Source organism: Microbacterium sp. SL75 (assembly GCF_026625865.1).
Lineage (GTDB): Bacteria > Actinomycetota > Actinomycetes > Actinomycetales > Microbacteriaceae > Microbacterium.
In genome coordinates, this window is sequence record NZ_CP113067.1 from 3,398,538 (window position 1) to 3,425,236 (window position 26,699).

The following is a 26,699-nucleotide window of genomic DNA, read 5'->3' on the forward strand; positions in this document are numbered from 1 at the left end:
GCATGGTCGTAGAGATCACTCCGGGTCACAATCCGTTGCGCGATCCCGAGGATCGTCGCTTGAGCCGAATTGCGGGGCCCAGCGCCCTCGTGATCTTCGGCGTCACCGGCGACCTCTCGCGCAAGAAACTCATGCCGGCGGTCTACGACCTCGCCAACCGCGGGCTGTTGCCCCCGGGCTTCGCGCTCGTGGGGTTCGCACGCCGCGACTGGGAGGACCAGGACTTCGCGAAAGTCGTCTACGAGTCGGTCAAGAAGTACGCCCGCACGGAGTTCCGCGAGGAGACGTGGAAAGAACTCCTCGAGGGCATCCGCTTCGTCCAGGGCGAGTTCGACGACCCCGAAGCCTTCCAGCGCCTGCGTGCGACGGTCGACAAGCTCGACACCGAGCGCGGCACGATGGGCAACCACGCCTACTACCTCTCGATCCCGCCGAAGGCCTTCCCGCTGGTGACCACCCAGCTCAAGGCATCGGGGCTCGTCGGAGACGAGTCCGACGGCGTCAACGGGTGGCGTCGCGTGGTCATCGAGAAGCCGTTCGGCCACGATCTCGCTTCCGCTCGCGAGCTGAACGAGGTCGTCGAGAGCGCCTTCCCCGCCGACTCGATCTTCCGCATCGACCACTACCTCGGCAAAGAGACGGTGCAGAACATCCTCGCGCTGCGTTTCGCCAACGAGCTGTACGAGCCGATCTGGAATCGCAACTACGTCGATCACGTGCAGATCACCATGGCGGAGGACATCGGTGTCGGCGGCCGAGCCGGCTACTACGACGGCATCGGTGCAGCCCGTGACGTCATCCAAAACCACCTGCTCCAGCTCCTGGCCCTCACCGCGATGGAAGAGCCCATCAGCTTCAACGCCGCGGATCTGCGTGCCGAGAAGGAGAAGGTGCTCGCCGCGGTCCGCGTGCCCGAGAACCTCGCCGAGGCCACCGCTCGCGGTCAGTACGCCGGCGGGTGGCAGGGCGGGGAGCAGGTGCTCGGCTTCCTCGAGGAAGACGGCATGAATCCCGAGTCGGTCACCGAGACGTACGCGGCGATCAAGCTCGAGATCAACACGCGCCGCTGGTCGGGCGTGCCCTTCTACGTCCGCAGCGGCAAACGCCTGGGCCGCCGCGTGACCGAGGTTGCCGTCGTGTTCAAGCGCGCGCCGCAGCAGCTGTTCTCGCAGAGCCAGACGCAGGAGCTGGGGCAGAACGCCCTCGTCATCCGTGTTCAGCCCGACGAGGGTGTGACGATCCGTTTCGGCTCGAAGGTCCCCGGCGACGGCACCCAGGTGCGCGACGTCACGATGGACTTCGGCTACGGGCACGCTTTCACCGAGGCGAGCCCCGAGGCCTACGAGCGCCTCATCCTCGACGTGCTGCTCGGAGACCCGCCGCTGTTCCCCCGTCACGAAGAGGTGGAGCTCAGCTGGAAGATCCTCGACCCGATCGAGGAGTTCTGGGCCGCCCAGGGCGGTCCGCTCGAACAGTATTCGCCCGGTTCGTGGGGTCCGGCTTCCGCCGACGAACTCCTCGCCCGCGACGGCCGCACCTGGAGACGCCCGTGATCATCGATCTTCCCGACACCACTGTCAGCGCCATCTCGAAGAAGCTCGTGAGCGTGCGCGAAGAGGGCGGCGCCGTGGCCCTCGGCCGCGTGCTGACGCTCATCATCGTCACGCACCACGGTGCCGAAGAAGAGGTCATCGAGGCCGCGAACGACGCGTCGCGCGAGCACCCGATGCGCGTCATCGCCGTCCTGTTCGGCGACGGCGATGTCGAGCCGCGTCTCGACGCGCAGATCCGCGTGGGCGGCGACGCCGGGGCGAGCGAGGTCGTGGTGCTCCGTGCCCACGGCGCCGCGGGCTCCAACGCCGAGAGTCTCGTGACCGGTCTGCTGCTCCCCGACGCGCCGGTCGTCGCGTGGTGGCCGGCCGACGCTCCCGACGATCCATCGCATTCCGCGATCGGTCGCATCGCCCAGCGTCGCATCACCGACGCGTCCTCTCAGGCGGATCCCGCCGCGTGGGTCGCGCACCTCGGCGAGCACTACGCCCCCGGCGACACCGACTTCGCATGGACCCGCGTGACGCGCTGGCGCGAGCAGTTGGCCGCGGTCCTCGACCAGCCGCCCTACGAGCCGGTCACCGCGATCGAGGTCCGCGGCGCCGCCGACTCCCCCTCCACCGCCCTGCTGGCGGCGTGGCTGGGAATGAAGCTCGAAGCCCCCGTCGACTACGCGTACCTGCCCGCGGACGAGTGGTCGAGCGGCATCAAGTCGGTCCGTCTGACGCGGGCAAGCGGCGACACCCTTCTCGAGCGCCCGGAGTCCGGTGTCGCGGTGCTGACCCAGCCGGGTCAGCCCACGCACGACCTGGCATTCCCCCGGCGCACGCTCCGCGAGTGCCTCGCCGAGGAGCTCCGCCGCCTCGACCCCGACCTGCTCTACGGTCGCGTCATCACCGAGGGGCACGACCTTCTGCTCGCAGCGAGCGAGCGGAACGCGTCATGACCGACAACGGCTCGGCCAAACAGGTCATCATCAAGCCGGATGCCGAGACCCTGGCATCCTACGTCGCCACCCGTTTCGTGAACCGCATCGTCAAGCGCGTCGCCGAGGGCAAGCGCATGCACGTGTGCCTGACCGGCGGGACGATGGGCGGAGCGGTGCTGCGCACGGCCGCGCGCGACGAGCGCATCGGGCAGATCGACTGGTCGCTCGTGCACTTCTGGTTCGGCGACGAGCGGTTCGTTCCGCGCGACTCCGACGATCGCAACGAGAAGCAGGCGCGCGAGGCGTTCCTGGACCACCTCGACATCCCGGCCGAGAACATCCACACCGTGGCCTCGAGCGAAGACGGACTCGACCTCGATGCGGCGGCCATCGCCTACGCCGACGAGCTGGCGCAATTCGCGCCGTCCGATCGCAGCGAAACCGGTCCGTGGCCCGCGTTCGACATCTGCTTCCTCGGTGTCGGTCCCGACGCGCACATCGCCTCGCTGTTTCCGGATCGCCCCGAGATCTCGGTGGTCGATCGAGCCACCGTGCCGGTGCGCAACTCCCCCAAGCCGCCGAGCGAGCGTGTGTCGCTGACGCGACCGGTGATCAATTCGTCCAAGCGCGTGTGGATGGTCGTGGCGGGTGCCGACAAGGCCGCTGCTCTGGGCCTCGCCCTCGCCGGCGCCAGCTATCAGAGCGTGCCGGCGGCCGGAGCCAAGGGACGCCGCCGCACGGCGTTCTTCGTCGACGAGGTCGCGGCCGACCAGGTTCCGCCGCAGCTCATCGACCGCGAGTACTGAGACTCGCGAGAACGAGCGCTGCCGCCTGCGTCACGCCTGTCGAGACCGGATGCCAAACGGCATCCGGTCTCGGTCGTTACGCACTCGTAAGTCTGCCGGGGTCCCCGCCCATTGTCTTCGACCCATCGCGGTCTTACTCTTCTCGTGGGGGGCATCCTTGACCACTCGACGGGGCTCGATCCGCAAGGGTCGATCAGCGACGAGCGGCCGACGCAGCAGGGAGCGTTCGGATGCCATTTTTCGGTCGAGACCGAGAAAAGCAGGTCACAGATAAAGACGTCGCGGCGCACAACGGCTCGGCGAGATTGTTGTTCGGAGAGCCCGGAATCGGCAAGACGCGCCTCGCGTGGGCTATCGCCGAGCGGCACGAGACGGTCGTCGTGTCGGCGAGCCCGAGTGAGCGCATGTGGCCGTACTCGGGGCTGTCGGCCGCTGCCGCGGCTCTCGGCGGCGCACGGGGAGCCGCCATCGACGGTCTGCTGGCTCGAGGTCGCGACTGGCCGGAGCACCTGTTCGCCGAGGAGCTGAACCGGACTCTGCATCTGGTCCACGACGAACCCGCCGTCCTCGTCATCGACGACCTCGATGAGATGGACAATGCGAGCATCGTCGTGCTGTCCTTCGTGTTCGCCCGCCTGCACGGGACGGGACTCACCGTCCTCGCCACCGCCCGCGAGTCCGGCGGCCGCCACGACTTCACGGGTATGGCGCATACGCGGATCCGGCGGCTGTCGTTCGACGAGTCCGTCGACCTCGCCCGGTCGGTCCTCGGATCGAGCACCGCCGCGGCCGTCCTCTACACGATCGCGGAGTTCACGGCGGGCCACCCGGGCACGATCGTCCGTGTGCGGCTGACGCCTCGAGAGGCCGCCGGCGACCAGCCCCTTCCCCTCCCCCTGCGCCTGGCAGACGACCGCGCACGTCGTCGCAGGGAAGGGCGTACCGCCGATGACCCGCGAGTGACCTCGCTGCTCGATCTGCTGGCGGTCGGCCCCGTCTTCAGCTATGACAGGTTGGAACTCGTCGCCGAGGAGCGCGGCGTCGACCTCGAGGCGCTCATCGACGACGGTCTCGTCTCGGTGCACGACGAGCTGGCCCGCATCGCCGACCCTGCCCGCCGGCTGAGCCACCACGCGGCGCTGTCGACGGAAGAACGTCGTCGACTCCATGTCCGAGCGGCGCAGGAGCACGAGAGCGCACACCCGGCCACCTACCTGTGGCACACCAGCTTCATCCAGCCCGAGGCGGACCGCGAGGGACTGCTCGTCGCGGCCGTCGAGCTCGCCCGCGGCGGCGATCACCCCGAGGCGATCGAGTTCGCGGAGAGAGCGCTGGCCAGCGAGATCTCTCCCGAGGTGCGCTGCCGCCACCTCATCGACCTCGGCGAGGCCTTGGTGCTGCACGGTCAAGACGTGCAGGGGCGGCACTACCTGAACCGAGCCGGGCACGCGGCCCAGCCGGATCTTCGCGCTCGGGCGGCTCTCGCTCGGCTTCGCGCCACGGCGGCGATCGAGCACATGATCGACGAGGCCGCCATCGCCGTCGCGGTCGATGCCGACGACGGCCGCACCGCCGAGCACGTCCTGTGCGAAAGCGCCCTCCTGCATCTCTGGCACGGCGAACTCGAGCGAGCCCGGGAGCTGATCGCCACGGCGATCGAGCGCGGTGTCGCCACGACCGAGACCGCTCTGGTGGCGAGATTGCTGGAAGAGCTGGGGACCGACACCCTCTCGGACCTGACGATCGACACCGGCGTCGCCACGGCGTCGGCGGACGCCGAGCTGCCGATCGAGCTGGAGTTGCTTCAGTTGAGAGCCGGAGTCATGCGCGAGGAGTACGCCGCGGTGCGCCGCCGGATCCGAGGGCTGCTCGAGCGTACCCCCCGCTTGGCGCCGATCTGGCGCGACCACCTCTTGTGCCTGCTCGTCACGAACGAGGTTCGCGGAGGCGACCCCCTCGGAGCACACGAGGCCGTCGTCGCGTGGCGGCGGGAATGGGTCGACGGTCGCACCGTCGACGTCGCGACGATTCTCGTGCTGGCCTCGGCCGCGGCTCTCGACCCGCTCGCCCCGCAGGCCGGCGCTCTGGTGCGGCAGGGACGCGAACTGTGCCGGAGAGCAGGGACCCCGACTCTTCTTCCGTGGTTCGCCGTCATCGAGGGGCAGACGGCCCTGGCAGAGGGCCGCTATGACGACGCCGTCGTATCGCTGCAAGCCGGGCGGGACGCGGTCGAAGCCGACGACCCGGCTCTGCTGCGCGCCGACGCCGACCTGATCGAGGCGCTCTGGCTCAGCGGACGGCGGGCGCAGGCCCAGCAGGAGCTGCACGGGCTCGAACGCGCGGCCCGACGTTCCCCGCGCCGCTGGACGACGCTGGCCCTCGCGCGGTCGCGAGCGATCTGCTCCTCGGATCGCGACGCCGTCGGTGCGTTCCGCGAGGCCGAGGCGATCTACCGCACGGACGATGCGCCGCTCGAGCGCCGCCGTCTCGCGCGCGCTCGCGAGCGCTGCGTCACCGTCCACGAACGCGTCCTCCTGCGCCCCGTGCCCCGCGCCGAGACGCGCAGTCGCTCCCTCACCGCCCAAGAGCACGATGTCGTCGCTCTGGTCGAGAAGGGCCTGCGCAACCGCGAGATCGCGGCATCCCTCTTCCTCTCCCTCCGCACCGTCGAGCTGCGCCTCACCGGGATCTACCGCAAGCTCGGGGTCAGCTCGCGCGCCCACCTCATCGCCACACTGCACAACGCCGCGAGCTGACGGGAGGGCTGCCGAGCACTCACGGCCCCGCGCGAGGCGAGGAGACGCGGCTCGCGCGACGGGGTACGCGGCCCCTTCGACGACAGGGGAAGACGAGGGGGAACCCCGCGCCGCTCACGCCACAGATTGCCGGGCGGGCCGTATCGCGCGCCGATCGGGGCTGCACCACCGGCCGTCCGAGGGACGCCCCAGGGCCGCCCCGAGTGCGCGCAAGCACTGCACCGCGTCCCAGACGCGCATGAGGGGGAACAGCAGCATCCACGCGCGGGGACGCACGCGCGAGATCGCGCACGCGAACGCCGTCATCACGGCATCCACGACGAAGAATCCCAGCGCGATGGGCCCCACCGGGAACGCGGCCGACACCCATGCCGACACCTGCCCCGCCTCGCCCGAGAGCAGAGGGGCCGTCACCAGCGCCGCCGTTGTCACGAGCAGGACGGGCAGGATGGCCGTCAGGACGACGCTGGACACCACGGTCTCGAGCGCGAAGACGCCGACCGTCGCCGAGAAGAGCCCCGGCCGCACACCGTGGCGACGTACCGTCTGCCAGAACCCCAGGCTCCACCGCCGCACCTGCGCTGTGTAGTCGCGGAGGACGGCCGGATCCTGCGTCTCGGCGATCGCGCACTCGGGATGGAAGGCGATGCGTCCGAGCCGCTTCGCGTGCACCTCGAACGTCATGTTGAAGTCCTCGATCGACAGGCCTGGAGCGTCGATGTCGATACGGTCGAGCACGTCGGTGCGGTACAGACTGGCAAACCCCGGCACGATCGCCACGACGTCCGCGGCGCGGGCGGCCTGACCGAACTTGTGCAGGTACTGCGTGCAGACGTAGGTGCGCTCACGATAGGCCGTGAGGAATCGTCCCATGCGGGTGGTCGGTGCGTCGGCTGCGGTCGTGGCGCACCCGGCCACGGCGACCACACCGTCGTCGGTGAACAGGGGCAGAGCTGTCTGAAGGTAGTCCGGCCGGGGCCGGGAGTCGGCGTCGAGCAGCAGAAGGAGGGGAAAGCGCGACGGGATGCCGAACCGCTCGAGCCCCGCGCGGATGGCACCGGCCTTCCCACGGTTGGGCGTGAGATCCCACGCGGTGGCCCCCTCGGTACGCGCGCGCTCCACCGTCGCATCGCTCGAACCGTCGGACACCACGAACACGTTGCGCGCGGGCACCAGGCGGCACGCGGCCGCGACGGCGTCGGCGATGACGAGCTCCTCGTTGTGCGCCGCGATCAACACGGCCACCTCGTCTCGGCGGTAGTACATCGACGGCGAGAGCAGGGCGTGCTCCTGCCGACCCTCGGCCAGCAGGCGGCAGATCGCGGCGAGCCCCCACACCAGGGTCGACACGCCGATCGTGCACACAGCGACCATGACGACGACGGCGGGGGTCATGGCATCCCTCCTCTTCGGGGCGAGGCGTTCGTGCCGACGGTACGCCGTGCCCAGGCCGAAGACGACCGCAACCGCCCGCACAGCGACGTGCGGTTTCCCGCACTCCGCGGTGCGGTCGGCGGCAACCCGCATGATGCGGCCGGCGATCTTGACCGTCGCCGGAGCCGCGCCCCAGTGTGATTCCCGGAGCAGCGTCGATACCCGACGGACGCCGTCCCATCACCCGAATTCCTCCGAGGGGGCGCCTCATCTCCCCCGAGCCGTCCCCTCGGACCCTGCCTTGGAGGATGAACATGTCCACTCTCGACATCCGGGCCGACGTGGTCACCACGCCGCCGCCCTCTGCTCCCGCCCCGACGCGGACGTTCGACTTCGACGTCGCCATCGTGGGGCTGGGATACGTGGGGCTCCCGACGGCGCTCGCCTACCACGCCAGCGGCTCCCGAGTGATCGCCCTCGATGTCTCCACCCGGCGCCTGCGCACCATCGCCGCTCGAGGCGCCGACCTGATCGGATCCGATCGGGAGCGTCTCGAGACGGCCCTGCGCGCACCTGCCGGATTCCGGCTCACCAGCGACCCCTCGGAGCTCCGTCGCGCCGCCGCGATCGTCGTGTGCGTGCCGACGCCCGTGGATCATCAGCAGGTGCCGGATCTCACCGCGCTCCGGGCGGCGTGCGCCACCGTCGTCGCCGCCGTCCGGCCCGGGCAGCTCGTCATGCTCACCTCGACCACCTACGTCGGGTGCACGCACGATCTGGTCGAGATGCCGCTTCGGGAGCGTGGGATGCAGGTCGGCCGCGACGTGTTCGTGACCTTCAGCGCCGAGCGCATCGACCCCGGCAACATCGGGTTCGCCCAAGAGATCGTCCCCCGCGTCGTCGGTGGAGCCACCCCGCAATGCGAAGAGGAGGGCGCTCGACTCCTCGCCCGTTACGCCGCGCGGGTGCACCGGGTGTCGAGCCTGGCCACCGCCGAGATGACGAAGCTGCTCGAGAACACCTTTCGCGCCGTCAACATCGCCCTGGCCAACGAATTCGCCGACATCTGCGGTGCTCTCGACGTGCGTATCACCGAGGTCATCGAGGCCGCGAGCACCAAGCCCTACGGCTTCATGGCGTTCTACCCGGGCCCGGGGGTCGGGGGCCACTGCATCCCGTGCGACCCGCACTACCTGCTGTGGCAGCTCAAGGCCCTCCACGTCGACGCCGGCGTGATCACCGAGGCGATGACCCGCATCGCCGCCCGCCCCCTCCGGGTCGTCGACCGCATCCGCGACGTCCTGGGTCGCGCGGGCAAGGGAACCCTCGGCGCCCGCATCCTCATCGTCGGTGTCACCTACAAGCCCGACGTCGCCGACCTCCGAGAGTCTCCCGCCCTGGAGATCATCGACCACCTCATCGACGCCGGCGCAGAGGTGCAGTACGTCGACACGCACGCACCGCACATCCACCTCGACTCGGGGCGGGAACGCGACTCGCTCGCCGACCCCGCGGACTTCCATCCCGACGTCGTGCTCGTGCACACGCGCCACCATGACAGCGACCTCGGCTGGCTCGACGGCGAAGCCGTGGTCGTCGACGGCACCTACCGCAGCGCCGACATCGCGGGGCGGGTGCTCCTGTGAGCGGCGTGCCGGTCTATCCGGGCTCCGCGCACTCGCACACGCGCACGCTGGTCACCGGCGGCGCCGGCTTCGTCGGGAGCCACCTCGTCGAGCATCTGCTCGCTCTCGGCGACGAGGTCGTCGTCCTCGACGATCTCTCCACCGGCTCAGCCCGCAATCTCGCGGGCGTCGCCGACAACCCGCGCCTCGAGATGATCCACGGCTCGATCCTCAACACCAAGACGGTGGGCTCGGCGATGCGGGGCTGCGACCGCGTGTTCCACCTGGCCGCGGCGGTGGGGGTCAAGCTCATCGTCGAGCAGCCGCTGCGGGGACTGCGCATCAACATCCACGGCACAGAGAACGTGCTGACCGCCGCCATCGAGCAGCAGGCCTCGGTGCTGATGGTGTCGACGAGCGAGGTGTACGGCAAGAACACCGCCGACCGCCTACGCGAGGACTCCGATCGCGTGCTCGGCGACCCGCTGCTCTCACGCTGGACGTACGCCGGGGCGAAGGGGATCGACGAGGCGTTCGCGAAAGCGTACTGCGACCAGGAGGGCCTGGACGTCTCGATCGTGCGCCTGTTCAACACCGTCGGCCCCCGCCAGACCGGACGCTACGGCATGGTGCTGCCGAATCTCGTGGGCCAAGCCCTGCGCGGCCAGCCGCTCACCGTCTTCGGCGACGGGCTGCAGACGCGCTGCTTCTCGGCGGTCGAAGACGTGGTTCCCGCGATGGTCGCCATCGAGAGAGATCCGCGCGCCCGCGGCCAGGCCTACAACCTCGGCGGCGCCCGCGAGATCTCGATCTCGGCGCTGGCGGAGGAGATCATCCGCACCCTGGACAGTCGCAGCACGATCCAGCTGGTTCCCTACGAGCAGGCGTATGCGCCGGGTTTCGAGGACATGCGCCGCCGTGTGCCCGACAACACCAAAGCGCACGACCTCGTGGGCTACGAGCCGCACACCTCGCTGACCTCGACCATCATGCGCGTCGCCGCCGATCTGCTTTCGCGCGAACGACTCGGTTCGGATGCCATGCCGTTGGCCGGTGCCGGCTCCTTTCGGGGGGTTCTCTGATGTGCGGGATCACCGCCTATCGCGGACCATCCTCAGCCGCATCGCGCGCGCGAAGCGCCCTCGAACGCCTGGAGTATCGGGGCTACGATTCCGCGGGCATCGCCGCCCGGCACCTCGATGGCACGACGCTGCACGTGCGCACGCTCGACGGCGTGGCCTCCCTGACCGACGCGGTGCATTCGGATGAGTCGGGGACGGATGCCACGACCGCAGCGATCGGCCACACGCGCTGGGCCACGCACGGCGAGGTGAGCCGACGCAATGCCCATCCGATCGAGGACTGCAGCGGCCGGCTCTTCGTGGTGCACAACGGGATCGTCGACAACGCCGATCTGCTGCGCGCGCATCTCGTCGCCGGCGGACACCGCTTCGCCACCGACGTGGACACCGAGGTGATCGTGCACCTCGTCGAGCAGGCCCTGCGCCCGGGGGTGGGTCTCGGTGACGCCCTCGCCGACGCGGCCCGGCACCTCGAGGGGTCCTGGGCTGTCGTCGCCCTCGACGCGCGCACGGGGGCCCTCGCGGGCACCGCTCACGGCTCCCCCCTCATCTTCGCCGAGGGTGAGGAGGGGGTGTACTTCGCGAGCGACGTCGGCGCGATCACACCCGTGGTGGAGGCGTTCCGCGTGCTGGAGGACGACGACGTCGTCGAGGTCGATGCCGAGGGGATGCGCTGGCACCGTTCCGGCGGCAGCTGCCGTCCGCGGGGGCTGTGGCCGGTGCCCCAGACGGCCTATCTCGCCAGCAAGGGGCGCCACCGCGACCACATGGGCAACGAGATAGACGAGCAGCCCGCTGTGGCTCGCCGGGTGCTGGAGGTGCTCACCCCGGGTATCGCCGACGGGCTGCTCTGGCGAGGGATGGGCCTGGCCCCGCTCGACGAGATCGACCGCGTCACCGTCCTCGGTTGCGGGACCTCGCTGCACGCGGGGCGGGCCGTCGCGCAGGTCTTCTCGCGTCTGGGCGGTCTTCCCACCCGGACCCTCGTCGCGAGCGAGGCGGCGCACGAGGTCTGGGAGCCGCGGACCCTCGTGATCGCGCTCAGTCAGTCCGGGGAGACGGCCGACGTGTTGAGGGCCCTCGACGGGCTGCCCGAGGGTGTCGCCACGGTGCTGGCACTGACGAACAATCCCTCCTCGACGCTCGCGCGACGCGCCGACGCCACACTGGACTGCCTCGCCGGCCCCGAGATCGGCGTTGCGGCGACGAAGACCTTCATCGCGCAGGTGCTCACGGGGGCCTGCCTCGCCCTATCGGGGCTCTCCGTGTCGTCGCGAACCGACGCGATCGCGTTCGAGAGCGACCTGCGGGCGATGGCCGCGACCCCCGACGCGCTCTCGGCGGCGCTGGACACCTGGCGGGAGCCGGCCGCGAAGATGGCCGGCGAGTTCGTCGACGCGCCCGGCTTCCTCTTCCTGGGGAGGGGCTCCGGCCTCGTCTATGCGGCCGAGGGCGCCCTCAAGCTCAAGGAGCTGTCGTATCGCTGGGCCGAGCACCAACCGGCGGGAGAGCTCAAGCACGGCCCGCTCGCCCTGGTGGACACCGGCACCCCCGTGTTCGTCGTCGACAACGGCGATCCTCGACTCGACGTCGACATCGCCGAGATCCTCGCCCGCGGGGGGCGCGTGCTGCGCGTCGGTGAGAGGGTGCTGAACGTCGGCGGTCTGCCCATGCACCTGCCGCGGACCGGTCCCTCGTGGGGGCCGCTCGAAACGGTGGTACCCCTGCAGATGTTCGCGCGAGAGCTCGCGCTGCGGCTGCGTCGCGACGTCGACAAGCCGCGCAATCTCGCCAAGTCGGTGACGGTCTCATGACCGATCGCGCCCCCGACGAACGCGCGTCCGACGACGCCCCGGTGCGTCGACGGACGGCCCCTCTCACCCGAAAGGACTCCCCCATGATCCAACGACACGCCGCCCCCGGGCGGCGACGGATTCGGGCCCTGGCGGTGCTCGCCGCCGTCGCCGTGGGAACGGGCGGGCTCATCGCCACCTCGCCCCCGGCATCGGCGCCGGCGCAGGCCGCGACCCGGACGATCGTCAGCCTTACTTTCGACGACGCCAACGCCGACCAGCTCAATGCTCTCCCCTCCCTACAGGCCAACGGCATGAAGGGGACGTTCTACGTCAACTCCGGCTTCATCGGCGCCGCGGGGCACATGACCCGAACCGATCTGACGAACCTGAAGAACGCGGGCCATGAGCTCGGCGGCCACACCGTCAACCACCCCGACCTCGCGCAGGTGAGCATCGACGAGGCCACCCGGCAGATCTGCACCGACCGGAAGAACCTCACGTCGTGGGGGTTCGCGGTCCGCAGCTTCGCGTACCCGTTCGCATCCGCTGACGCCGCGGTCGAGAAGGCGGTGGCCAACTGCGGATACAACAGCGCACGACTTCTCGGCGACATCCGCAGCCGCTTCGGGTGCCCCGAATGCGCCTACGCGGAGTCCACCCGACCCGCCGACAAGTACGCACTGAAAGCCCTCGATCAAGTCGACGCCACCTGGACGCTCGACGATCTCAAGGCCGGGGTCACCAACGCCGAGAAGAACGGCGGTGGTTGGGTGCCGTACACCTTCCACGACATCTGCGACGACGCCTGCAGCGACCTCGCGGTGACCACGTCGCTCTTCGGACAGTTCACCGCGTGGCTGAAGACCCGCCAGTCGGCCGGCACGGTGGTCAAGACCGTCGGCGAGGCCATCGGCGGCGCCACCAAGCCGGTGGTCGACGGCCCGTCGGTGCCCGCGGTGACAGGGTCCGCCAACGGCATCGTCAACCCGAGCATGGAGACCGGTGCCCCCGACTGCTGGATGAGGGGCGGATACGGCGACAACTCACCGGCCTTCAGCACGGGGTCTCCCGCCCATACGGGCAACATCTCGAGCGCTATCGCGATGTCGAACTACGTCGACGGAGACGCCAAGTTGCTGCCGCAGTTCGACCTCGGGCAGTGCTCCCCCACCGTGACGCCCGGCACGTCGTACACGCTTCGCGAGTGGTACCAGTCGAGCGGAGTGACGCAGTTCGCCGTCTATCTCCGTTCGACGAGCGGCTCGTGGTCGTACTGGACCTCCAGCCCCTGGTTCGGCTCGGCGTCGGACTGGACGCAGGCCGATTGGACGACCGCGGCCATCCCGGCCGGGTACAGCGGCATCAGCTTCGCGCTGACGATCTTCGGCAACGGCACCCTCCGAGCCGACGACCTGCAGCTCTACGACAGCGCCGGTGCCCCGCCCCTGGCTCCCGCCACCGTGACCGCTCCCTCGTTCGCCCCGATGACCGCGACACCCCCTCAGGGACCGGTGGAGAAGGTCCACCCCACCGAAAGCGACATCAGCGAGTGACGCGAGCGTTGCGGCCGACGGCGGCGATCACCCTCGTGGTGGTTGCCGCCGTCGGCCTGTCGGCGTGCGCCCCGCACGCGGCTCCTCGCCCCGACACGGGGTATGCGTGGCACACCGACGTCGTCGCCACCACGTTCTGGGTCGGCGAGGTGTTCGATCCGAACACCTCCGACGGCACTCAGCGCATCTCGACCTACGACTCCGACTGGCTGGGCTCGTACGGCGGCTGCGACGGGATCGTCGTCGGCGACGACTGCCGGACCGAGCCCCGCACCCCCGGATCGGGCTACTTCCCCACCGCGATGACACCCCGCGAGAACCCGTTCTACCTCGATCTTCCCTTCGACGACGTCAATGACGACACGGCCTTCGCCACGCGGGGAGAGGTCATCCCCTGGGCGAGCGAGCCCGCCTACGCGGCCGTCGTCGACGAGCGCTCCGCGAGCCTCATGAAGAACCGCTGGGTCGTCCTCCGCAAAGACGGACGCATCTGCTACGGCCAGATCGAAGACGCCGGCCCCGGCGAGTACCACGACGCCGCGTACGTCTTCGGCTCCGACGACCAGCGCCCCGCCAACGCGCGCTACAACGGCGCCGGGCTCGACGTATCCCCGGCTCTCAACGGCTGCCTGGGCTTCAGCGACCTGAACGGCCAAGACGACCGCGTCGACTGGTCCTTCGTCGACGAGGAGAACGTCCCCTCCGGCCCCTGGACGACGATCGTGACGGACTCCCCCGTCCGCTGAGCGGACCGCGCACATGCAGAAGGGCCGGATGCCATGGCATCCGGCCCTCGTGCCGTGCGCGCTCGGGGACTTACTGTCCGCGACGCTCGCGCAGCTGCTGCAGCGCGTCGTCGAGCAGCGAGGCGGCTTCTTCGTCGCTGCGGCGCTCCTTCACGTACGCGAGGTGCGTCTTGTAGGGCTCCGCCTTGGCCAGGGCCGGCGGGTTGGCCTTGTCGCGACCGGCGGGAAGACCGGAGTGCGGGGAGTCGATGGTCTCGGGGATCTCGTCGTCGGGAATACCCGCGGCGAAGTAGCGCACCGTCTCGTTGCCGAGCGCATCCCAATACGACACGGCGACGCGGTCGGCGTGGAAGCCGTGATCCTGTTCGCCCATGGGGCCCGCGCCGACACGCGAGCCGCGGATGGCATTGCCTCCAGTGGCCATGATCAGATCTCCGCGAACTTGGTCAGCAGACCGAGACCGACGATGGTGACGAACCACACCAGCGCGAGCACGATCGTGAAACGGTTGAGGTTGCGCTCGGCCAGGCCCGACGAACCGAGGGCGGAACTCATCCCGCCGCCGAACATGTCGGACAGACCGCCGCCGCGACCCTTGTGGAGCAGGATGAGCAGGGTCAACAGGAGGCTGGTGATACCCAGGAGCACCTGCAGGACGAACTCGAGAATCTGCACAGTCGAAAGCCTTTCGTAGCGATCGGTTCGACCGCACAAGCGTCAAGTATACGGGGACGCGTCCCAGACGCACGGATGCCCGCGGCGTAACGCCGCGGGCATCCGGTCAGCGTCAGACGCCGACGTGCTTCTGGAACCGGACGATGGCGGCGAACTCATCGACGACGAGGCTCGCACCGCCCACCAGGGCGCCGTCCACGTCGGGCTCGCGCATGAAGCCGGCGATGTTGCCGGACTTCACCGAGCCGCCGTACAGCACACGGGTGCGAGCGGCCGCATCGGCGCCGAGCTTGTCGGCCACGACCGCGCGGAGCTTGGCGCAGACCTCCTGGGCCTGGTCGGGCGTCGCCGCCTGACCGGAGCCGATGGCCCACACCGGCTCGTACGCCACGACGATGTCGGCATCCGCCGCGACACCTTCGAGGGCGACCTCGAGCTGACCGACGGGAACGGCGCTCGCGCCGAACTTCTCGAGGTCCTCCGAGGTCTCACCGACGCAGATCACCGGAGCGAGGCCGTGGCGGAGGGCCGCCTGGGTCTTCGCTGCGACGACCTCGTCGGTCTCGTTGTGGAACTGACGACGCTCGGAGTGCCCGATGATCACGTACTTCGCGTCGAGCTTGGCCAGGAACTGGCCCGAGATCTCGCCCGTGTACGCACCGGAGTCGTGCGCGGACAGGTCCTGACCGCCGAGGGCGAAGTCGATCTTGTCGGCGTCGAGCAACGTCTGCACGGTGCGCAGGTCGGTGAACGGCGGGAAGACCGCGACCTCGACGCTTCCGGTCTCGTGCTTGGCCTCCTTCAGCGTCCAATGCAGCTTCTGGACGAACGCGACCGCCTGCAGGTGGTCGAGGTTCATCTTCCAGTTGCCGGCGATGAGAGGGGTTCTGGTCACTGCCATCCGAGGACCTCCAGTCCGGGGAGCTTCTTGCCTTCGAGGAATTCCAGGCTCGCGCCGCCACCGGTGGAGATGTGGCCGAAGGCGTCGTCCGTGAAACCGAGCTGACGCACGGCCGCGGCGGAGTCGCCGCCGCCGACGACGCTGAGGCCGTCGACCTCGGTGAGCGCCTGGGCGACGGTCTTCGTTCCGGCTTCGAACGCCTTCATCTCGAACACGCCCATCGGGCCGTTCCAGAAGACGGTGCGCGAGCCGCGGATGGCGTCGGCGAAGATCTCCGCCGTGCGGGGTCCGATGTCGAGACCGAGCCCCGAGGCACCGAAAGCGGTGTTCTCGAGGGAGTCGGCGTCGGCGACCACGTGTTCGGCATCCGCCGAGAAGGACGCGGCGACGACCGCGTCGACGGGGAGCACGATCTCGACGCCGCGCTCCTTCGCCGTGGCGAGGTAGCCCTTGACGGTGTCGATCTGGTCCTTCTCGAGCAGGCTCGAGCCGACCTTGTGGCCCTCGGCGACGAGGAAAGTGAACATCATGCCGCCGCCGACGAGGAGCTTGTCCACGCGAGGGAGCAGGTGCTCGATCACGCCGAGCTTGTCGCTGACCTTCGAGCCGCCGAGCACGACCGTGTAGGGACGCTCCGGGTTCTCAGTGAGACGGTCGAGGACCTCGAGCTCTTTCTGGATCAGAAGGCCCGCGGCGGAGGGCACCAGCTGGGCGAGGTCGTAGACGCTCGCCTGCTTGCGATGCACGACACCGAAACCGTCCGACACGAGAGCGTCGCCGAGACGGGCGAGCTCCCGCGCGAAGGCCTGGCGCTCGGCCTCGTCCTTGGAGGTCTCGCCGGCGTTGAAGCGGAGGTTCTCGATGACGGCGACCTCGCCGTTCTCCAGCGAGGAGACGGCATCCTGAGCAGATTCCCCCACCGTGTCGCGCGCGAACGCGACCGGCTGACCGAGCAGCTCGGACAGACGCTGCGCGACGGGCTCGAGAGAGAACTTCGGATCGGGTGCCCCGTCGGGGCGGCCGAGGTGCGAGCACACGACCACACGCGCGCCGGCGTTGATCAGTGCGTTGAGGGTCGGCAGCGACGCGCGCACGCGGCCATCGTCCGTGATGATCCCGTCCTTGAGAGGAACGTTGAGATCACAACGGACGATGACGCGCGTGCCGGCCAGCGACCCCAGCGAATCGAGGGTGCGCAGAGCCATGAAGGGTTACAGGCGCTCGGCGACGTACTCGGTCAGGTCGACGAGACGGTTGGAGTAGCCCCACTCGTTGTCGTACCACGACGAGACCTTGACGAGGTTGCCGCTGACGTTGGTCAGCTCCGCGTCGAAGATCGAGGAGTGCGGGTTGCCCTGGATGTCGCTCGAGACGATCGGGTCTTCGGTGTACTGGAGGATGCCGTTCAGGCGACCCTCGGCAGCAGCCTTCTTGTAGACCTCGTTGACCTGGTCGACCGTCAGACCCTCGGTGGGCGTGACGATCGTGAGGTCGACGATCGAACCGGTGGGAACCGGAACGCGGTACGACGAGCCGCTGAGCTTGCCGTTCAGCTCGGGCAGGACCAGGCCGATGGCCTTGGCGGCACCGGTCGAGGCGGGGACGATGTTGATGGCCGCGCCGCGTGCACGACGAAGGTCGCTGTGCGGGCCGTCCTGCAGGTTCTGGTCGGCCGTGTAGGCGTGAGCGGTCATCATGAAACCGCGCTCGATACCGAAGGCCTCGTTGAACACCTGGGCGAGGGGCGCCAGGCAGTTCGTGGTGCACGACGCGTTCGAGATGATGACGTCGGTCTCGGGGTTGTAGGTCTCTTCGTTGACGCCCATGACGATGGTCGCGTCGTCGCCCGTTGCGGGAGCCGAGATGAGAACCTTCTTGGCACCGCCGGTGATGTGCTTCTTGGCGTCCTCCGCCTTGGTGAAGCGGCCGGTGGACTCGATGACGATGTCGACGCCGAGCTCGCCCCAGGGGAGGTTGGCGGGGTCGCGCTCTTCGAAGACCTTGATGGTCTTGTCTCCGACGGTGATGGAGTCTGCGGTGTACGAGACGTCCTCGGTCAGCACGCCGCCGACGGAGTCGTACTTGAGGAGGTGCGCCAGCGACTTGTTGTCGGTGAGGTCGTTCACCGCCACGATTTCGAGGTCGGCACCCTGCGCGAGAGCCGCGCGAAGGTAGTTGCGTCCGATACGGCCGAAGCCGTTGATTCCGATCTTGACGGTCACGGAATATCTCCTGAATCAGTTGTGCGCGAGAAGCGCGTGATTGCGATGTTCGCTGGCGGACAACGGCGTCCCGGTGGGGTGTCCCACCGGGACGCCGCACCGTTTACGACAGTACCAGCAGACCCGAGGTCTTCTCCCGGGCGGCCGCGAAGCGCTTCTGAGCGTCGTCCCAGTTGGCGATGTTCCAGAAGGCCTTCACGTAGTCCGCGCGGACGTTCTTGTAGTCGAGGTAGTAGGCGTGCTCCCAGACGTCGAGCAGGAGGATCGGAACGGTCCCCGCCACGATCTGGCCCTGCTGGTCGAAGAACTGCTGGATGACGAGGTTCTCACCGATCGAGTCCCAGAACAGACCCGCCCAGCCCGAGCCCTGCACACCGAGGGCCGCAGCGGTGAACTGCGCGCGGAACGCGTCGAACGAACCGAACTGGTCGTCGATCGCGGACTCGAGGTCGCCGGTGGGCTTGTCGCCCCCGTTGGGCGAGAGGTTGGTCCAGAAGATCGAGTGGTTCGTGTGACCGCCGAGGTTGAAGGCGAGGTCCTTCTGCAGGCGGTTGATGTTGGCGAAATCGCCCTTCTCGCGCGCTTCGGCGAGGAGGTCGAGAGTGGTGTTGGCGCCGTTGACGTAGGTCTGGTGGTGCTTGCTGTGGTGCAGCTCCATGATGGTCGCACTGATGTGCGGCTCCAGCGCCGAGTAGTCGTAGGGCAGTTCGGGCAGCGTGTACTTCGCCATGATCTCAACTTCCGAATCGGGCGCCGCCGAGACCTCTTCGCCGAAACGACGTGCCGAGGAACCGAGCAGCGAGGGTGACGATTTCATCCTACTGAGGGGTAACCACGGCGCACCGGGGTTGCTTCCCCGAATGACGGAAGATAGGCGCCCGGGCGCGTCGGACGACGCTGTTCGGGATGCCGGCGACCCGCGCATCGCGGCCGACGCGAAGGAACCGGTCGCCTGCGACAGCGCTCTGCGGGCTCAGCCCTCGGCGCCGACCGGCACAGCGGCTTCGGTGCCGGGAATGCCCTCGACCTCGGCCTTCTTGTCAGCCATCGCGAGAAGGCGGCGGATGCGGCCGGCGACGGCGTCCTTGGTGAGGGGCGGATCGGCGTGGTGGCCGAGCTCGTCGAGGCTCGCGTCCCGGTGGGCGAGACGCAGCTCACCCGCCTGCTGCAGATGAGCCGGCACCTCGTCGCCGAGGATCTCGAGCGCGCGCTCCACACGGGCGCACGCGGCGACGGCAGCCTGCGCCGAGCGGCGGAGATTGGCGTCGTCGAAGTTCACGAGGCGGTTGACGCCCGCGCGCACCTCGCGGCGCTGACGCATCTGATCCCACTCCCCTGCGGTGCGACGAGCGCCCATCTCGTAGAGGGCTCCGCGGATCGCTTCGCCGTCGCGCACGACGACGCGCGGGACACCTCGAACCTCGCGGGCCTTGGCGGGGATGCCGATGCGGTGGCCCGCGCCCACGAGGGCCATGGCCGCCTCGGACGAGGGGCACGAGATCTCGAGGGCCGCTGATCGGCCCGGGTCGCTGAGGGAACCCGCCGCGAGGAAGGCCCCGCGCCAGATGGCGCTGAGATCGGGTCGCGAGCCGGTGGTGAGCTTGTTCGGCAGCCCGCGCACCGGGCGACGACGCTGGTCGAGGAGACCGGTCTGACGGGCCAGGGTCTCACCGGCCTCGATCACACGCACGGCGTAGAGGCCGCCCGCGCGTCCTCCCGAGCCCTGCACGTGGTGCAGCTCGGGGCGCACGCCGTAGAGCTCCATGAGGTCGCGGGCCACGCGACGCGCGAGGATGTCGGAGTCGAGCTCGGCCTCCACCGCGACGCGGTTGGCGATGGAGTGCAAGCCACCGGAGAAGCGCAGGAGGGCCGTCAGCTCGGCGACGCGCGCGGTCGGGCGCGGGTCGCGAACGGTGATGAGTTCGGCCTTCACGTCGGCGGTCAGCGGCACGGTTCTCCTCGGGTGGGGCGGCGGGGACGACGGTACAGCCTACTCGCGACCGAGGTCGCGGTGAGCCACGCGGACGGCCACCCCGGGCACATCGGACAGACGTGCAGCCAACTCACGGGCCATCACCACCGAACGGTGTTTACCGCCCGTGCAGCCCACCGCCACGACGGAATGCCGCTTGTTCTCGCGCTGATACCCCTCCATAACGGGGCGCAGCGCCGCCGCGTAGGCGTCGAGGAACTCCGATGCGCCCTCTTGAGCCAGCACGTATTCCCTCACGCGGGGGTCTTCGCCGGTGAGGGCTCTCAGGTCGTCGTTCCAGAACGGATTCGGCAGGAACCGCATGTCGGCCACGAGATCGACGTCGGGCGGCAGACCGTACTTGAAGCCGAAGCTCATGAGCGTGACGGTGTGCCGCGCTGCTCCCTCGTCGCCGAAGAGCGACACCGTCCGCAGGGACAGTTGGTGCACGTTCAACGCCGAGGTGTCGATCACGACGTCGGCCGCCTCGCGCACGGGGGCCAGTCGCTCGCGCTCGCGATGGATCCCATCGAGGATCGTGCCGTCATGCTGCAGAGGGTGCGGTCGGCGCACGGCTTCGAACCGCCTCACGAGCGCCGCGTCACTGGCATCCAGGAACACCACCCGCACCTGACGGTTCGCCTGCAGGGTCCGCATCGCCTCGGGCAGGTCGCCGAAGAGCGACCGGCCGCGCACATCCACCACCACTGCCACCCGCGGAACGGCTCCGCCGGCGAGCTCGGTGAGCTCGAGCAAAGGGCGCAGCATGCGCGGCGGGAGGTTGTCGACCACGTACCAGTCGAGGTCTTCGAGGGCGTTGGCGACCGTGGATCGCCCGGCACCCGACATGCCGGTGACGATCAGCACCTCTCCTGGCTCGTCGTTGCGTGCCGGTTCCATGGGCGATCGCCTCCCGTCGTGTGGTCCCAGCCTACCCAGCAAGATGCGCGTGGATGGCCGCGGCCAGGGTCGGGCCGATGCCCGGCAGCGCCGTGATCTCCTCCGCGGTGGCGTTCTTGAGCGCCGAGACCGAACCGAAGTGCCGCAGAAGCGCCTTGATGCGGGTGTCGCCGAGACCCGGCACCTCCGCGAGCACGCTCGTGATGTCTCGTTTCCGGCGCTTGCGCTGATGCACGATCGCGAACCGGTGGGCCTCGTCGCGCAGGCGCTGCAGCAGGTACAACGCCTCCGAGGTGCGAGGCAGGATGACCGGGTACTCCTCCCCCGGCAGCCAGACCTCCTCCAGACGCTTGGCGATGCCGCACAACGCGATCTCCTCGTGCCCCGCATCGGCGAGGGCACGCGCTGCGGCGGCGACCTGCGGCTGACCGCCGTCGACCACGAGCAGCTGGGGCCGGTAGGCGAAACGCGGACGCTTTCGCGCGGTCACGACCTCGCCGTCGGCCGTGGCCTCTTCGGAGTCAGGGGCGGCCACGATCGCGCCGTCGATCGTTTCGGGTTCGATCTCGTCGGGGCGGTCGAGGTACGCGAGGCGCCGGCTGAGCACCTGGTACATCGAGTCGGTGTCGTCCGTCGTCTCGGCGACGCCGAAGGAGCGGTACTGGTCCTTGCGTGGGAGACCGTCTTCGAAGACGACCATGGATGCCACGACGTTGGTGCCCGAGAGGTGGGAGATGTCGAAGCATTCGATGCGCAGCGGAGCCTCGGTCAGGCCGAGCGCTTCCTGGATATCGGTGAGAGCCTGCGACCGGGCGACGTAATCGCTGGTGCGGCGGGTCTTGTGGAGCATCAGCGCCTGTTGCGCGTTCAGGGTCGCCGTCTTGAGCAGATCGGCCTTGCGACCGCGTTGGGCGATCTGCAGGGTCACCGGTCGGCCGCGTCGCTCGCGCAGCCAGTCCTCGAGCTGCTCGGCGTCGTCGGGGAGCTCGGGAACGAGCACCTGGCGCGGGATGTCGCCGGCGTCGGCGTCTCCGTACGTTCGCTGGAGCACCTGGTCGACGAGATCGGCTCCGGAGATGTCGATCTCCTTCTCGATGGTCGTCGCGCGCACGCCGCGCACGCGTCCGCCGCGGACGACGAAGTGCTGCACGGTCGCGGCGAGTTCGTCTTCCGCGATGCCGAAGAGATCGGCATCCGTATCCGATGCGAGGACGAGCGCGCTCTTTCCGAGCACCGCGTCGATGGCCTGGAGGCGATCGCGGTAGTGCGCGGCGGATTCGTAGTCCATCGCGGCCGAGGCCTCTTTCATGCGGGCGGTGAGCTCGCGCGTGAAACGCTGATCGCCGCCGGACATGAACGCGATGAAGTCGTCGACGACGGCGCGGTGCTCTTCGATCGTCACCTTCATCGAGCACGGGCCGCCGCAACGACCGATCTGCCCCGGGAAACAGGGGCGACCGGATGCCATGGCTTTCTTGTACGAGGAGTCGCTGCACGTGCGGATCGGGAAGACCTTGATCATCAGGTCGATCGTGTCGTGCACGGCCCACACCTTCGGATACGGACCGAAGTACTTCGCCCCGCGGATCTTGTGGTTGCGCGTGACGATGACGCGCGGGGCCTCGTCGGCGAGGGTGATCGCCATGAACGGGTAGGACTTGTCGTCGCGATAGCGGACGTTGAAGGGCGGATCGAACTCCTTGATCCACATGAACTCCAGCTGCAAGGAGTCGATATCGCTCGGGACCACCGTCCACTCGACGCTCGCCGCCGTGGTCACCATGCGACGCGTGCGCTCGTGGAGCGAATGCAAGGGAGCGAAGTAGTTCGATAGTCGCGCGCGCAGGTTTTTCGCCTTGCCGACGTACAGCACGCGCCCCTCGGCATCCCGGAACCGGTAGACCCCCGGGTTGGTGGGGATCTCACCGGCTTTCGGGCGGTACGACAGGTGCGAGACCCGTTCTCTCGGGGCCACGCTCAGCCCGCCGCGCTCACGAGCTCTCGCTCGGCGTCGCCGCTGTCGACCGCGGCGGTGTTGCGCTGCGTGCCGGTACGGCCGGTCTCGAGGAGCTCTGCCAGGAACGAGCCGGTGTGGCTGCCCTCGACCTTCGCGACCTGCTCGGGAGTTCCCGTGGCAACGATCGTGCCTCCGCCGGCGCCTCCCTCGGGGCCGAGGTCGATGACCCAGTCCGAGCTCTTGATGACGTCGAGGTTGTGTTCGATCACGATGACGGTGTTGCCCTTGTCGACGAGGCCGTTCAAGACCTTGAGCAGCAGCGAGACGTCCTCGAAGTGCAGACCCGTGGTGGGCTCGTCGAGCACGTAGATCGACCGGCCGTTGCTCCGACGCTGCAGCTCGGTCGCGAGCTTGACGCGCTGCGCCTCACCGCCCGACAGCGTGGTCGCCGACTGCCCCAGACGGACGTATCCGAGACCCACGTCGACGAGGGTCTTGAGATAGCGGTGGATCGCCTGGATGGGCTCGAAGAACTCCGCCGCCTCGGAGATCGGCATCTCGAGGACCTCGGCGATGTTCTTCCCCTTGTAGTGCACCGAGAGGGTGTCGCGGTTGTACCGCTTGCCGTGGCATACCTCGCAGTCGACGTAGACGTCGGGGAGGAAGTTCATCTCGATCTTGAGCGTGCCGTCGCCCGAACACGCCTCGCAGCGCCCGCCCTTGACGTTGAAGCTGAAGCGCCCGGCCTGGTAGCCGCGCACCTTCGCCTCGGGCGTCTCGGCGAACAGGCTGCGGATGCGGTCGAAGACCCCGGTGTAGGTCGCCGGGTTCGAGCGCGGGGTGCGCCCGATCGGCGCCTGATCGACGTGCACGACCTTGTCGAGGTTGTCGAGACCGGTCACGCGCGTGTGCTTGCCCGGAACGCGACGCGCACCGTTCAGCTTCGAGGCGAGGACTTCGTACAGGATGCCGTTCACCAGCGTCGACTTGCCCGAACCGCTCACGCCGGTCACCGCCGTCAGCACCCCCAGGGGGAAGTCGGCCGTGACGTTCTGCAGGTTGTTCTCGCGCGCGCCGACCACCGTGACCTGACGCTTCTTGTCGATCTTGCGGCGCTTCTTCGGCGCCTCGATCGATCGGCGGCCGGAGAGGTAGGCACCCGTCAGGGAGTTCTCGTCGGTCAGCAGGCCGGAGAGCGGACCGGAGTGCACGACATTGCCGCCGTCGACGCCGGCGCGGGGCCCGATGTCGACGACCCAGTCGGCCGCGTGGATGGTCTCTTCGTCGTGCTCGACCACGATGAGCGTGTTGCCGAGGTCGCGCAGAGTCTCGAGCGTCTGGATGAGGCGGCGGTTGTCGCGCTGATGCAGACCGATCGAGGGCTCATCGAGCACGTAGAGCACGCCGGTCAGCCCCGACCCGATCTGTGTGGCGAGGCGAATGCGCTGCGCTTCTCCGCCCGAGAGCGTGCCGGCCGCGCGGCCGAGGCTCAGGTAGTTCAGGCCCACCTGCAGCAGGAAGTCGAGTCGCGCGCGGATCTCACGCAACACCGCCGCGGCGATCGTGGCCTCGCGGTCGGTCAGCGTCAGCTGCGAGAAGAACTCCCGCGCATCGGCGAGGCTCATGCGCGAGGCCGCCGCGATCGAGGTGCCGTCGACGAGCACCGCGAGAACCTCGGGCTTGAGCCGATCGCCGTCGCACACCGCGCAAGGCACCTCGCGGAGGTACTCCGACCAGCGCTGGCGCTGGGTGTCGGACTCGGCCTGCAGGTACTGACGCTCGATGTAGGGCACGACGCCCTCGAAGCCCGACGAGTACCGCATCTCGCGGCCGTAGCGGTTCTTCCACTTGACCGTGACCTTGTAGTTCTCACCGCGGAGCACCGCCTGCTGCACGTCGTGCGAGAGGTCCTTCCACGGCGTGTCGAGCGAGAACTCCAGATCGCGCGCGAGCCCCTCGAGAAGCCGCTCGTAGTACTGGAAGAGCCCCTTGCCCTGGGTCGTCCACGGCAGGATCGCGCCGTCGCGGATGGAGAGCTCCTCGTCGCCCAGCATGAGGTCGACGTCGACCGACATGCGCGTTCCGAGGCCGGAGCAGACGGGGCACGCACCGAAGGGCGCGTTGAACGAGAACGTGCGCGGTTCGATCTCGGTGAGCTGCAGCGGGTGCCCGTTGGGGCACGCCAGCTTCTCGGAAAACGACTGCCAGGCGTCATCGCCCTCTTCGTCGACGTAATTGACCTGCATGATGCCGCCGGCGAGCCCCATCGCCGTCTCGACGGAGTCGGTCACGCGGCTGAGGTTGTCTCCGGATGCCACGAGTCGGTCGACGACGACCGCGATGTCGTGCTTGTAGCTCTTCTTCAGCGTCGGGGGCTCGGCCAGCTGCACCAGCTCGCCATCGACCACCGCACGGGCGTAGCCCTTCGCGCTGAGCTCCTTGAAGAGGTCGACGAACTCCCCCTTCTTCTGAGTGACCACGGGGGCGACGATCTGGTAGCGCGTGCGCTCGGGAAGCTCCATGAGCTGGTCGGCGATCTGCTGGACCGTCTGCCGCTGGATGCGCGCTCCGCAGTCGGGGCAGTGGGGCACGCCGACGCGCGCCCAGAGCAGACGCATGTAGTCGTGGATCTCGGTGATCGTGCCGACCGTCGAGCGGGGGTTGCGGTTGGTCGACTTCTGGTCGATGGAGACCGCGGGACTCAGCCCCTCGATGAAGTCGACGTCGGGACGGTCGACCTGCCCGAGGAACTGTCGCGCGTACGCGCTGAGCGACTCCACATAGCGGCGCTGGCCCTCCGCGAAGATGGTGTCGAAGGCGAGGCTCGACTTTCCCGAGCCCGACAGACCGGTGAAGACGACGAGCGAATCACGCGGGATGTCGAGGTCGACGTTCTTCAGGTTGTGGACGCGTGCACCCCGGACACTCAGCTTTCCACTGGTACCGGAATTCGCGGACGGCGAGGGAGAGACGACAGGAACGATGGGCACCTGTTAAGTCTAGGTCGGACCTCCGACATCGGCCCCGGGTTCGCCCCGGGCGCACGGATGTGCGAGAGTGCGGCACGCGTCGCGCCGCAGGCCCGCCGTGCGGCTCAGCCCTTCGACGGCCCGGCGAAAGGAGCGAGCCCGTCGCGAAGCGCTGCGAGAGCGTCCGCGTCGACGCCGACCCGCGCCATGATCTTGCCCGGTACCTCGAGGGCTGCAGCCCGCAGCGCTCGACCTTCGTCGGTGAGGTCGATGTCGAGCACGCGCTCGTCGTCGCTGCGGCGCGCGCGAGCGACCCTCCCCTGCGCCTCGAGGCGCTTGACCAGCGGCGACAGGGTGGCAGGCTCCATCGCGAGTTCCGCGGCCAGGGCGCCGAGCGAGCGAGGCGCCTGATCCCACAGCGCCAGCATCACCAGGTACTGCGGGTGCGTCAGACCGAGCGGCTCCAGCACGGGTCGGTAGATCGACACGACGTTGCGCGCCGCCGTCACCAGGGCGAAACAGACCTGGTTCTCGAGCTTGAGCGGGTCGTTCACGCGCCCTCCTCCCAATTAGTTAGTACACTAATGATCATGACACAAAAGGATGCCGACCGTCCGCCCCTGCGCGAGCGTGTCCGCGAGGCCGGCGGTTGGTACCAGTACCTCAACACGCGTCTCATTCGCGTCGCCGGTCCCGCGTCCGTCGGCCCCTACGAAACCACTCCGGAGCCCGTCCGGACGGGACGCCCCTGTCCGCTGTGCGGGCACGCGATGACGGAGCATTCCGTCGACCGCTCGGGGCCGAAGCCGTTGCTGCACTGCCCGTGACGCACTGACGGCGCACCCACCATTCGCCGCCGACGAGGACGCCACCTCCCCGGCGACCG

22 protein-coding genes are annotated in these 26,699 nt (G+C 69.0%); 10 read left to right on the plus strand and 12 right to left on the minus strand.

The window, feature by feature from the left end; genetic code table 11:
* Positions 1-2: 2 nt before the first annotated feature.
* From zwf to OVA17_RS16220, 4 genes are all read left to right on the plus strand, one after another.
* On the plus strand, positions 3-1,553 hold the full coding sequence (zwf, locus tag OVA17_RS16205; protein ID WP_210076639.1) for a glucose-6-phosphate dehydrogenase: 1,551 nt from the start codon (positions 3-5) through the stop codon (positions 1,551-1,553).
* Complete coding sequence (locus tag OVA17_RS16210; protein WP_267787461.1) at positions 1,550-2,497, plus strand: glucose-6-phosphate dehydrogenase assembly protein OpcA; 948 nt, start codon at positions 1,550-1,552, stop codon at positions 2,495-2,497. The genes zwf and OVA17_RS16210 overlap by 4 nt, the downstream gene beginning before the upstream one ends.
* Positions 2,494-3,285 carry a 6-phosphogluconolactonase gene (gene pgl / locus OVA17_RS16215; RefSeq protein ID WP_267787462.1) on the plus strand — a complete coding sequence of 264 codons (792 nt, stop codon included), beginning with the start codon at positions 2,494-2,496 and terminating at the stop codon, positions 3,283-3,285. Before OVA17_RS16210 ends, pgl begins: the two co-directional genes overlap by 4 nt.
* Positions 3,286-3,515: 230 nt before the next feature.
* Positions 3,516-6,041, plus strand: coding sequence for a helix-turn-helix transcriptional regulator (locus tag OVA17_RS16220; protein ID WP_267787463.1), 2,526 nt, complete (start codon positions 3,516-3,518; stop codon positions 6,039-6,041).
* 114 nt (positions 6,042-6,155) lie between these two features.
* Here OVA17_RS16220 and OVA17_RS16225 read toward each other — a convergent pair whose 3' ends face one another.
* The gene (locus OVA17_RS16225; protein WP_267787464.1) at positions 6,156-7,436 is read right to left on the minus strand and encodes a glycosyltransferase; all 1,281 of its coding nucleotides are present in this window, start codon (positions 7,434-7,436) and stop codon (positions 6,156-6,158) included.
* Between the two features lie 293 nt (positions 7,437-7,729).
* Between OVA17_RS16225 and OVA17_RS16230 the strand changes: the two genes are divergently transcribed.
* The 5 genes from OVA17_RS16230 (at position 7,730) to OVA17_RS16250 (ending at position 14,217) form a co-directional block, all read left to right on the plus strand.
* Positions 7,730-9,061 carry a nucleotide sugar dehydrogenase gene (locus tag OVA17_RS16230; protein ID WP_267787465.1) on the plus strand — a complete coding sequence of 444 codons (1,332 nt, stop codon included), beginning with the start codon at positions 7,730-7,732 and terminating at the stop codon, positions 9,059-9,061.
* A complete protein-coding gene (locus OVA17_RS16235; protein ID WP_267787466.1) occupies positions 9,058-10,122 on the plus strand; it encodes an NAD-dependent epimerase/dehydratase family protein in 1,065 nt (354 codons plus the stop codon). Before OVA17_RS16230 ends, OVA17_RS16235 begins: the two co-directional genes overlap by 4 nt.
* On the plus strand, positions 10,122-11,936 hold the full coding sequence (glmS, locus tag OVA17_RS16240) for a glutamine--fructose-6-phosphate transaminase (isomerizing) (protein ID WP_267787467.1): 1,815 nt from the start codon (positions 10,122-10,124) through the stop codon (positions 11,934-11,936). The genes OVA17_RS16235 and glmS overlap by 1 nt, the downstream gene beginning before the upstream one ends.
* An 83-nt stretch (positions 11,937-12,019) precedes the next feature.
* A complete protein-coding gene (locus OVA17_RS16245; RefSeq protein ID WP_267787468.1) occupies positions 12,020-13,471 on the plus strand; it encodes a polysaccharide deacetylase family protein in 1,452 nt (483 codons plus the stop codon).
* Positions 13,468-14,217: a hypothetical protein gene (locus OVA17_RS16250; protein ID WP_267787469.1), complete on the plus strand. Its 750-nt coding sequence runs from the start codon at positions 13,468-13,470 to the stop codon at positions 14,215-14,217. The genes OVA17_RS16245 and OVA17_RS16250 overlap by 4 nt, the downstream gene beginning before the upstream one ends.
* 70 nt (positions 14,218-14,287) lie before the next feature.
* Here OVA17_RS16250 and OVA17_RS16255 read toward each other — a convergent pair whose 3' ends face one another.
* The 11 genes from OVA17_RS16255 to OVA17_RS16305 form a co-directional block, all read right to left on the minus strand.
* On the minus strand, positions 14,288-14,641 hold the full coding sequence (locus tag OVA17_RS16255; RefSeq protein ID WP_055955187.1) for an RNA polymerase-binding protein RbpA: 354 nt from the start codon (positions 14,639-14,641) through the stop codon (positions 14,288-14,290).
* Positions 14,642-14,643: 2 nt separating this feature from the next.
* On the minus strand, positions 14,644-14,892 hold the full coding sequence (gene secG, locus OVA17_RS16260) for a preprotein translocase subunit SecG (protein ID WP_056232190.1): 249 nt from the start codon (positions 14,890-14,892) through the stop codon (positions 14,644-14,646).
* A gap of 112 nt (positions 14,893-15,004) precedes the next feature.
* Entirely contained in the window at positions 15,005-15,793 is a 789-nt protein-coding gene (gene tpiA, locus OVA17_RS16265; protein ID WP_210076656.1) for a triose-phosphate isomerase, read from the minus strand.
* Positions 15,784-16,998, minus strand: a complete 1,215-nt coding sequence (locus OVA17_RS16270; protein ID WP_210076657.1) for a phosphoglycerate kinase — start codon at positions 16,996-16,998, stop codon at positions 15,784-15,786. Before OVA17_RS16270 ends, tpiA begins: the two co-directional genes overlap by 10 nt.
* 6 nt (positions 16,999-17,004) lie before the next feature.
* Entirely contained in the window at positions 17,005-18,015 is a 1,011-nt protein-coding gene (gene gap, locus OVA17_RS16275) for a type I glyceraldehyde-3-phosphate dehydrogenase (RefSeq protein WP_094734144.1), read from the minus strand.
* A gap of 103 nt (positions 18,016-18,118) precedes the next feature.
* Positions 18,119-18,745 carry a superoxide dismutase gene (locus tag OVA17_RS16280; RefSeq protein WP_103210019.1) on the minus strand — a complete coding sequence of 209 codons (627 nt, stop codon included), beginning with the start codon at positions 18,743-18,745 and terminating at the stop codon, positions 18,119-18,121.
* Positions 18,746-18,988: 243 nt separating this feature from the next.
* Complete coding sequence (whiA, locus tag OVA17_RS16285; protein WP_267787470.1) at positions 18,989-19,966, minus strand: DNA-binding protein WhiA; 978 nt, start codon at positions 19,964-19,966, stop codon at positions 18,989-18,991.
* Between the two features lie 39 nt (positions 19,967-20,005).
* Positions 20,006-20,887, minus strand: coding sequence for an RNase adapter RapZ (gene rapZ / locus OVA17_RS16290; protein WP_267787471.1), 882 nt, complete (start codon positions 20,885-20,887; stop codon positions 20,006-20,008).
* 31 nt (positions 20,888-20,918) lie between these two features.
* Positions 20,919-22,862: an excinuclease ABC subunit UvrC gene (uvrC, locus tag OVA17_RS16295; RefSeq protein ID WP_267787472.1), complete on the minus strand. Its 1,944-nt coding sequence runs from the start codon at positions 22,860-22,862 to the stop codon at positions 20,919-20,921.
* A 2-nt stretch (positions 22,863-22,864) separates the two neighbouring features.
* Entirely contained in the window at positions 22,865-25,834 is a 2,970-nt protein-coding gene (gene uvrA, locus OVA17_RS16300) for an excinuclease ABC subunit UvrA (RefSeq protein WP_267787473.1), read from the minus strand.
* A gap of 104 nt (positions 25,835-25,938) precedes the next feature.
* A complete protein-coding gene (locus OVA17_RS16305; RefSeq protein ID WP_210076668.1) occupies positions 25,939-26,367 on the minus strand; it encodes a MarR family winged helix-turn-helix transcriptional regulator in 429 nt (142 codons plus the stop codon).
* 30 nt (positions 26,368-26,397) lie between these two features.
* Here OVA17_RS16305 and OVA17_RS16310 point away from each other — a divergent pair, with 30 nt between their 5' ends.
* Complete coding sequence (locus tag OVA17_RS16310; RefSeq protein ID WP_210076670.1) at positions 26,398-26,640, plus strand: hypothetical protein; 243 nt, start codon at positions 26,398-26,400, stop codon at positions 26,638-26,640.
* Positions 26,641-26,699 lie beyond the last annotated feature (59 nt).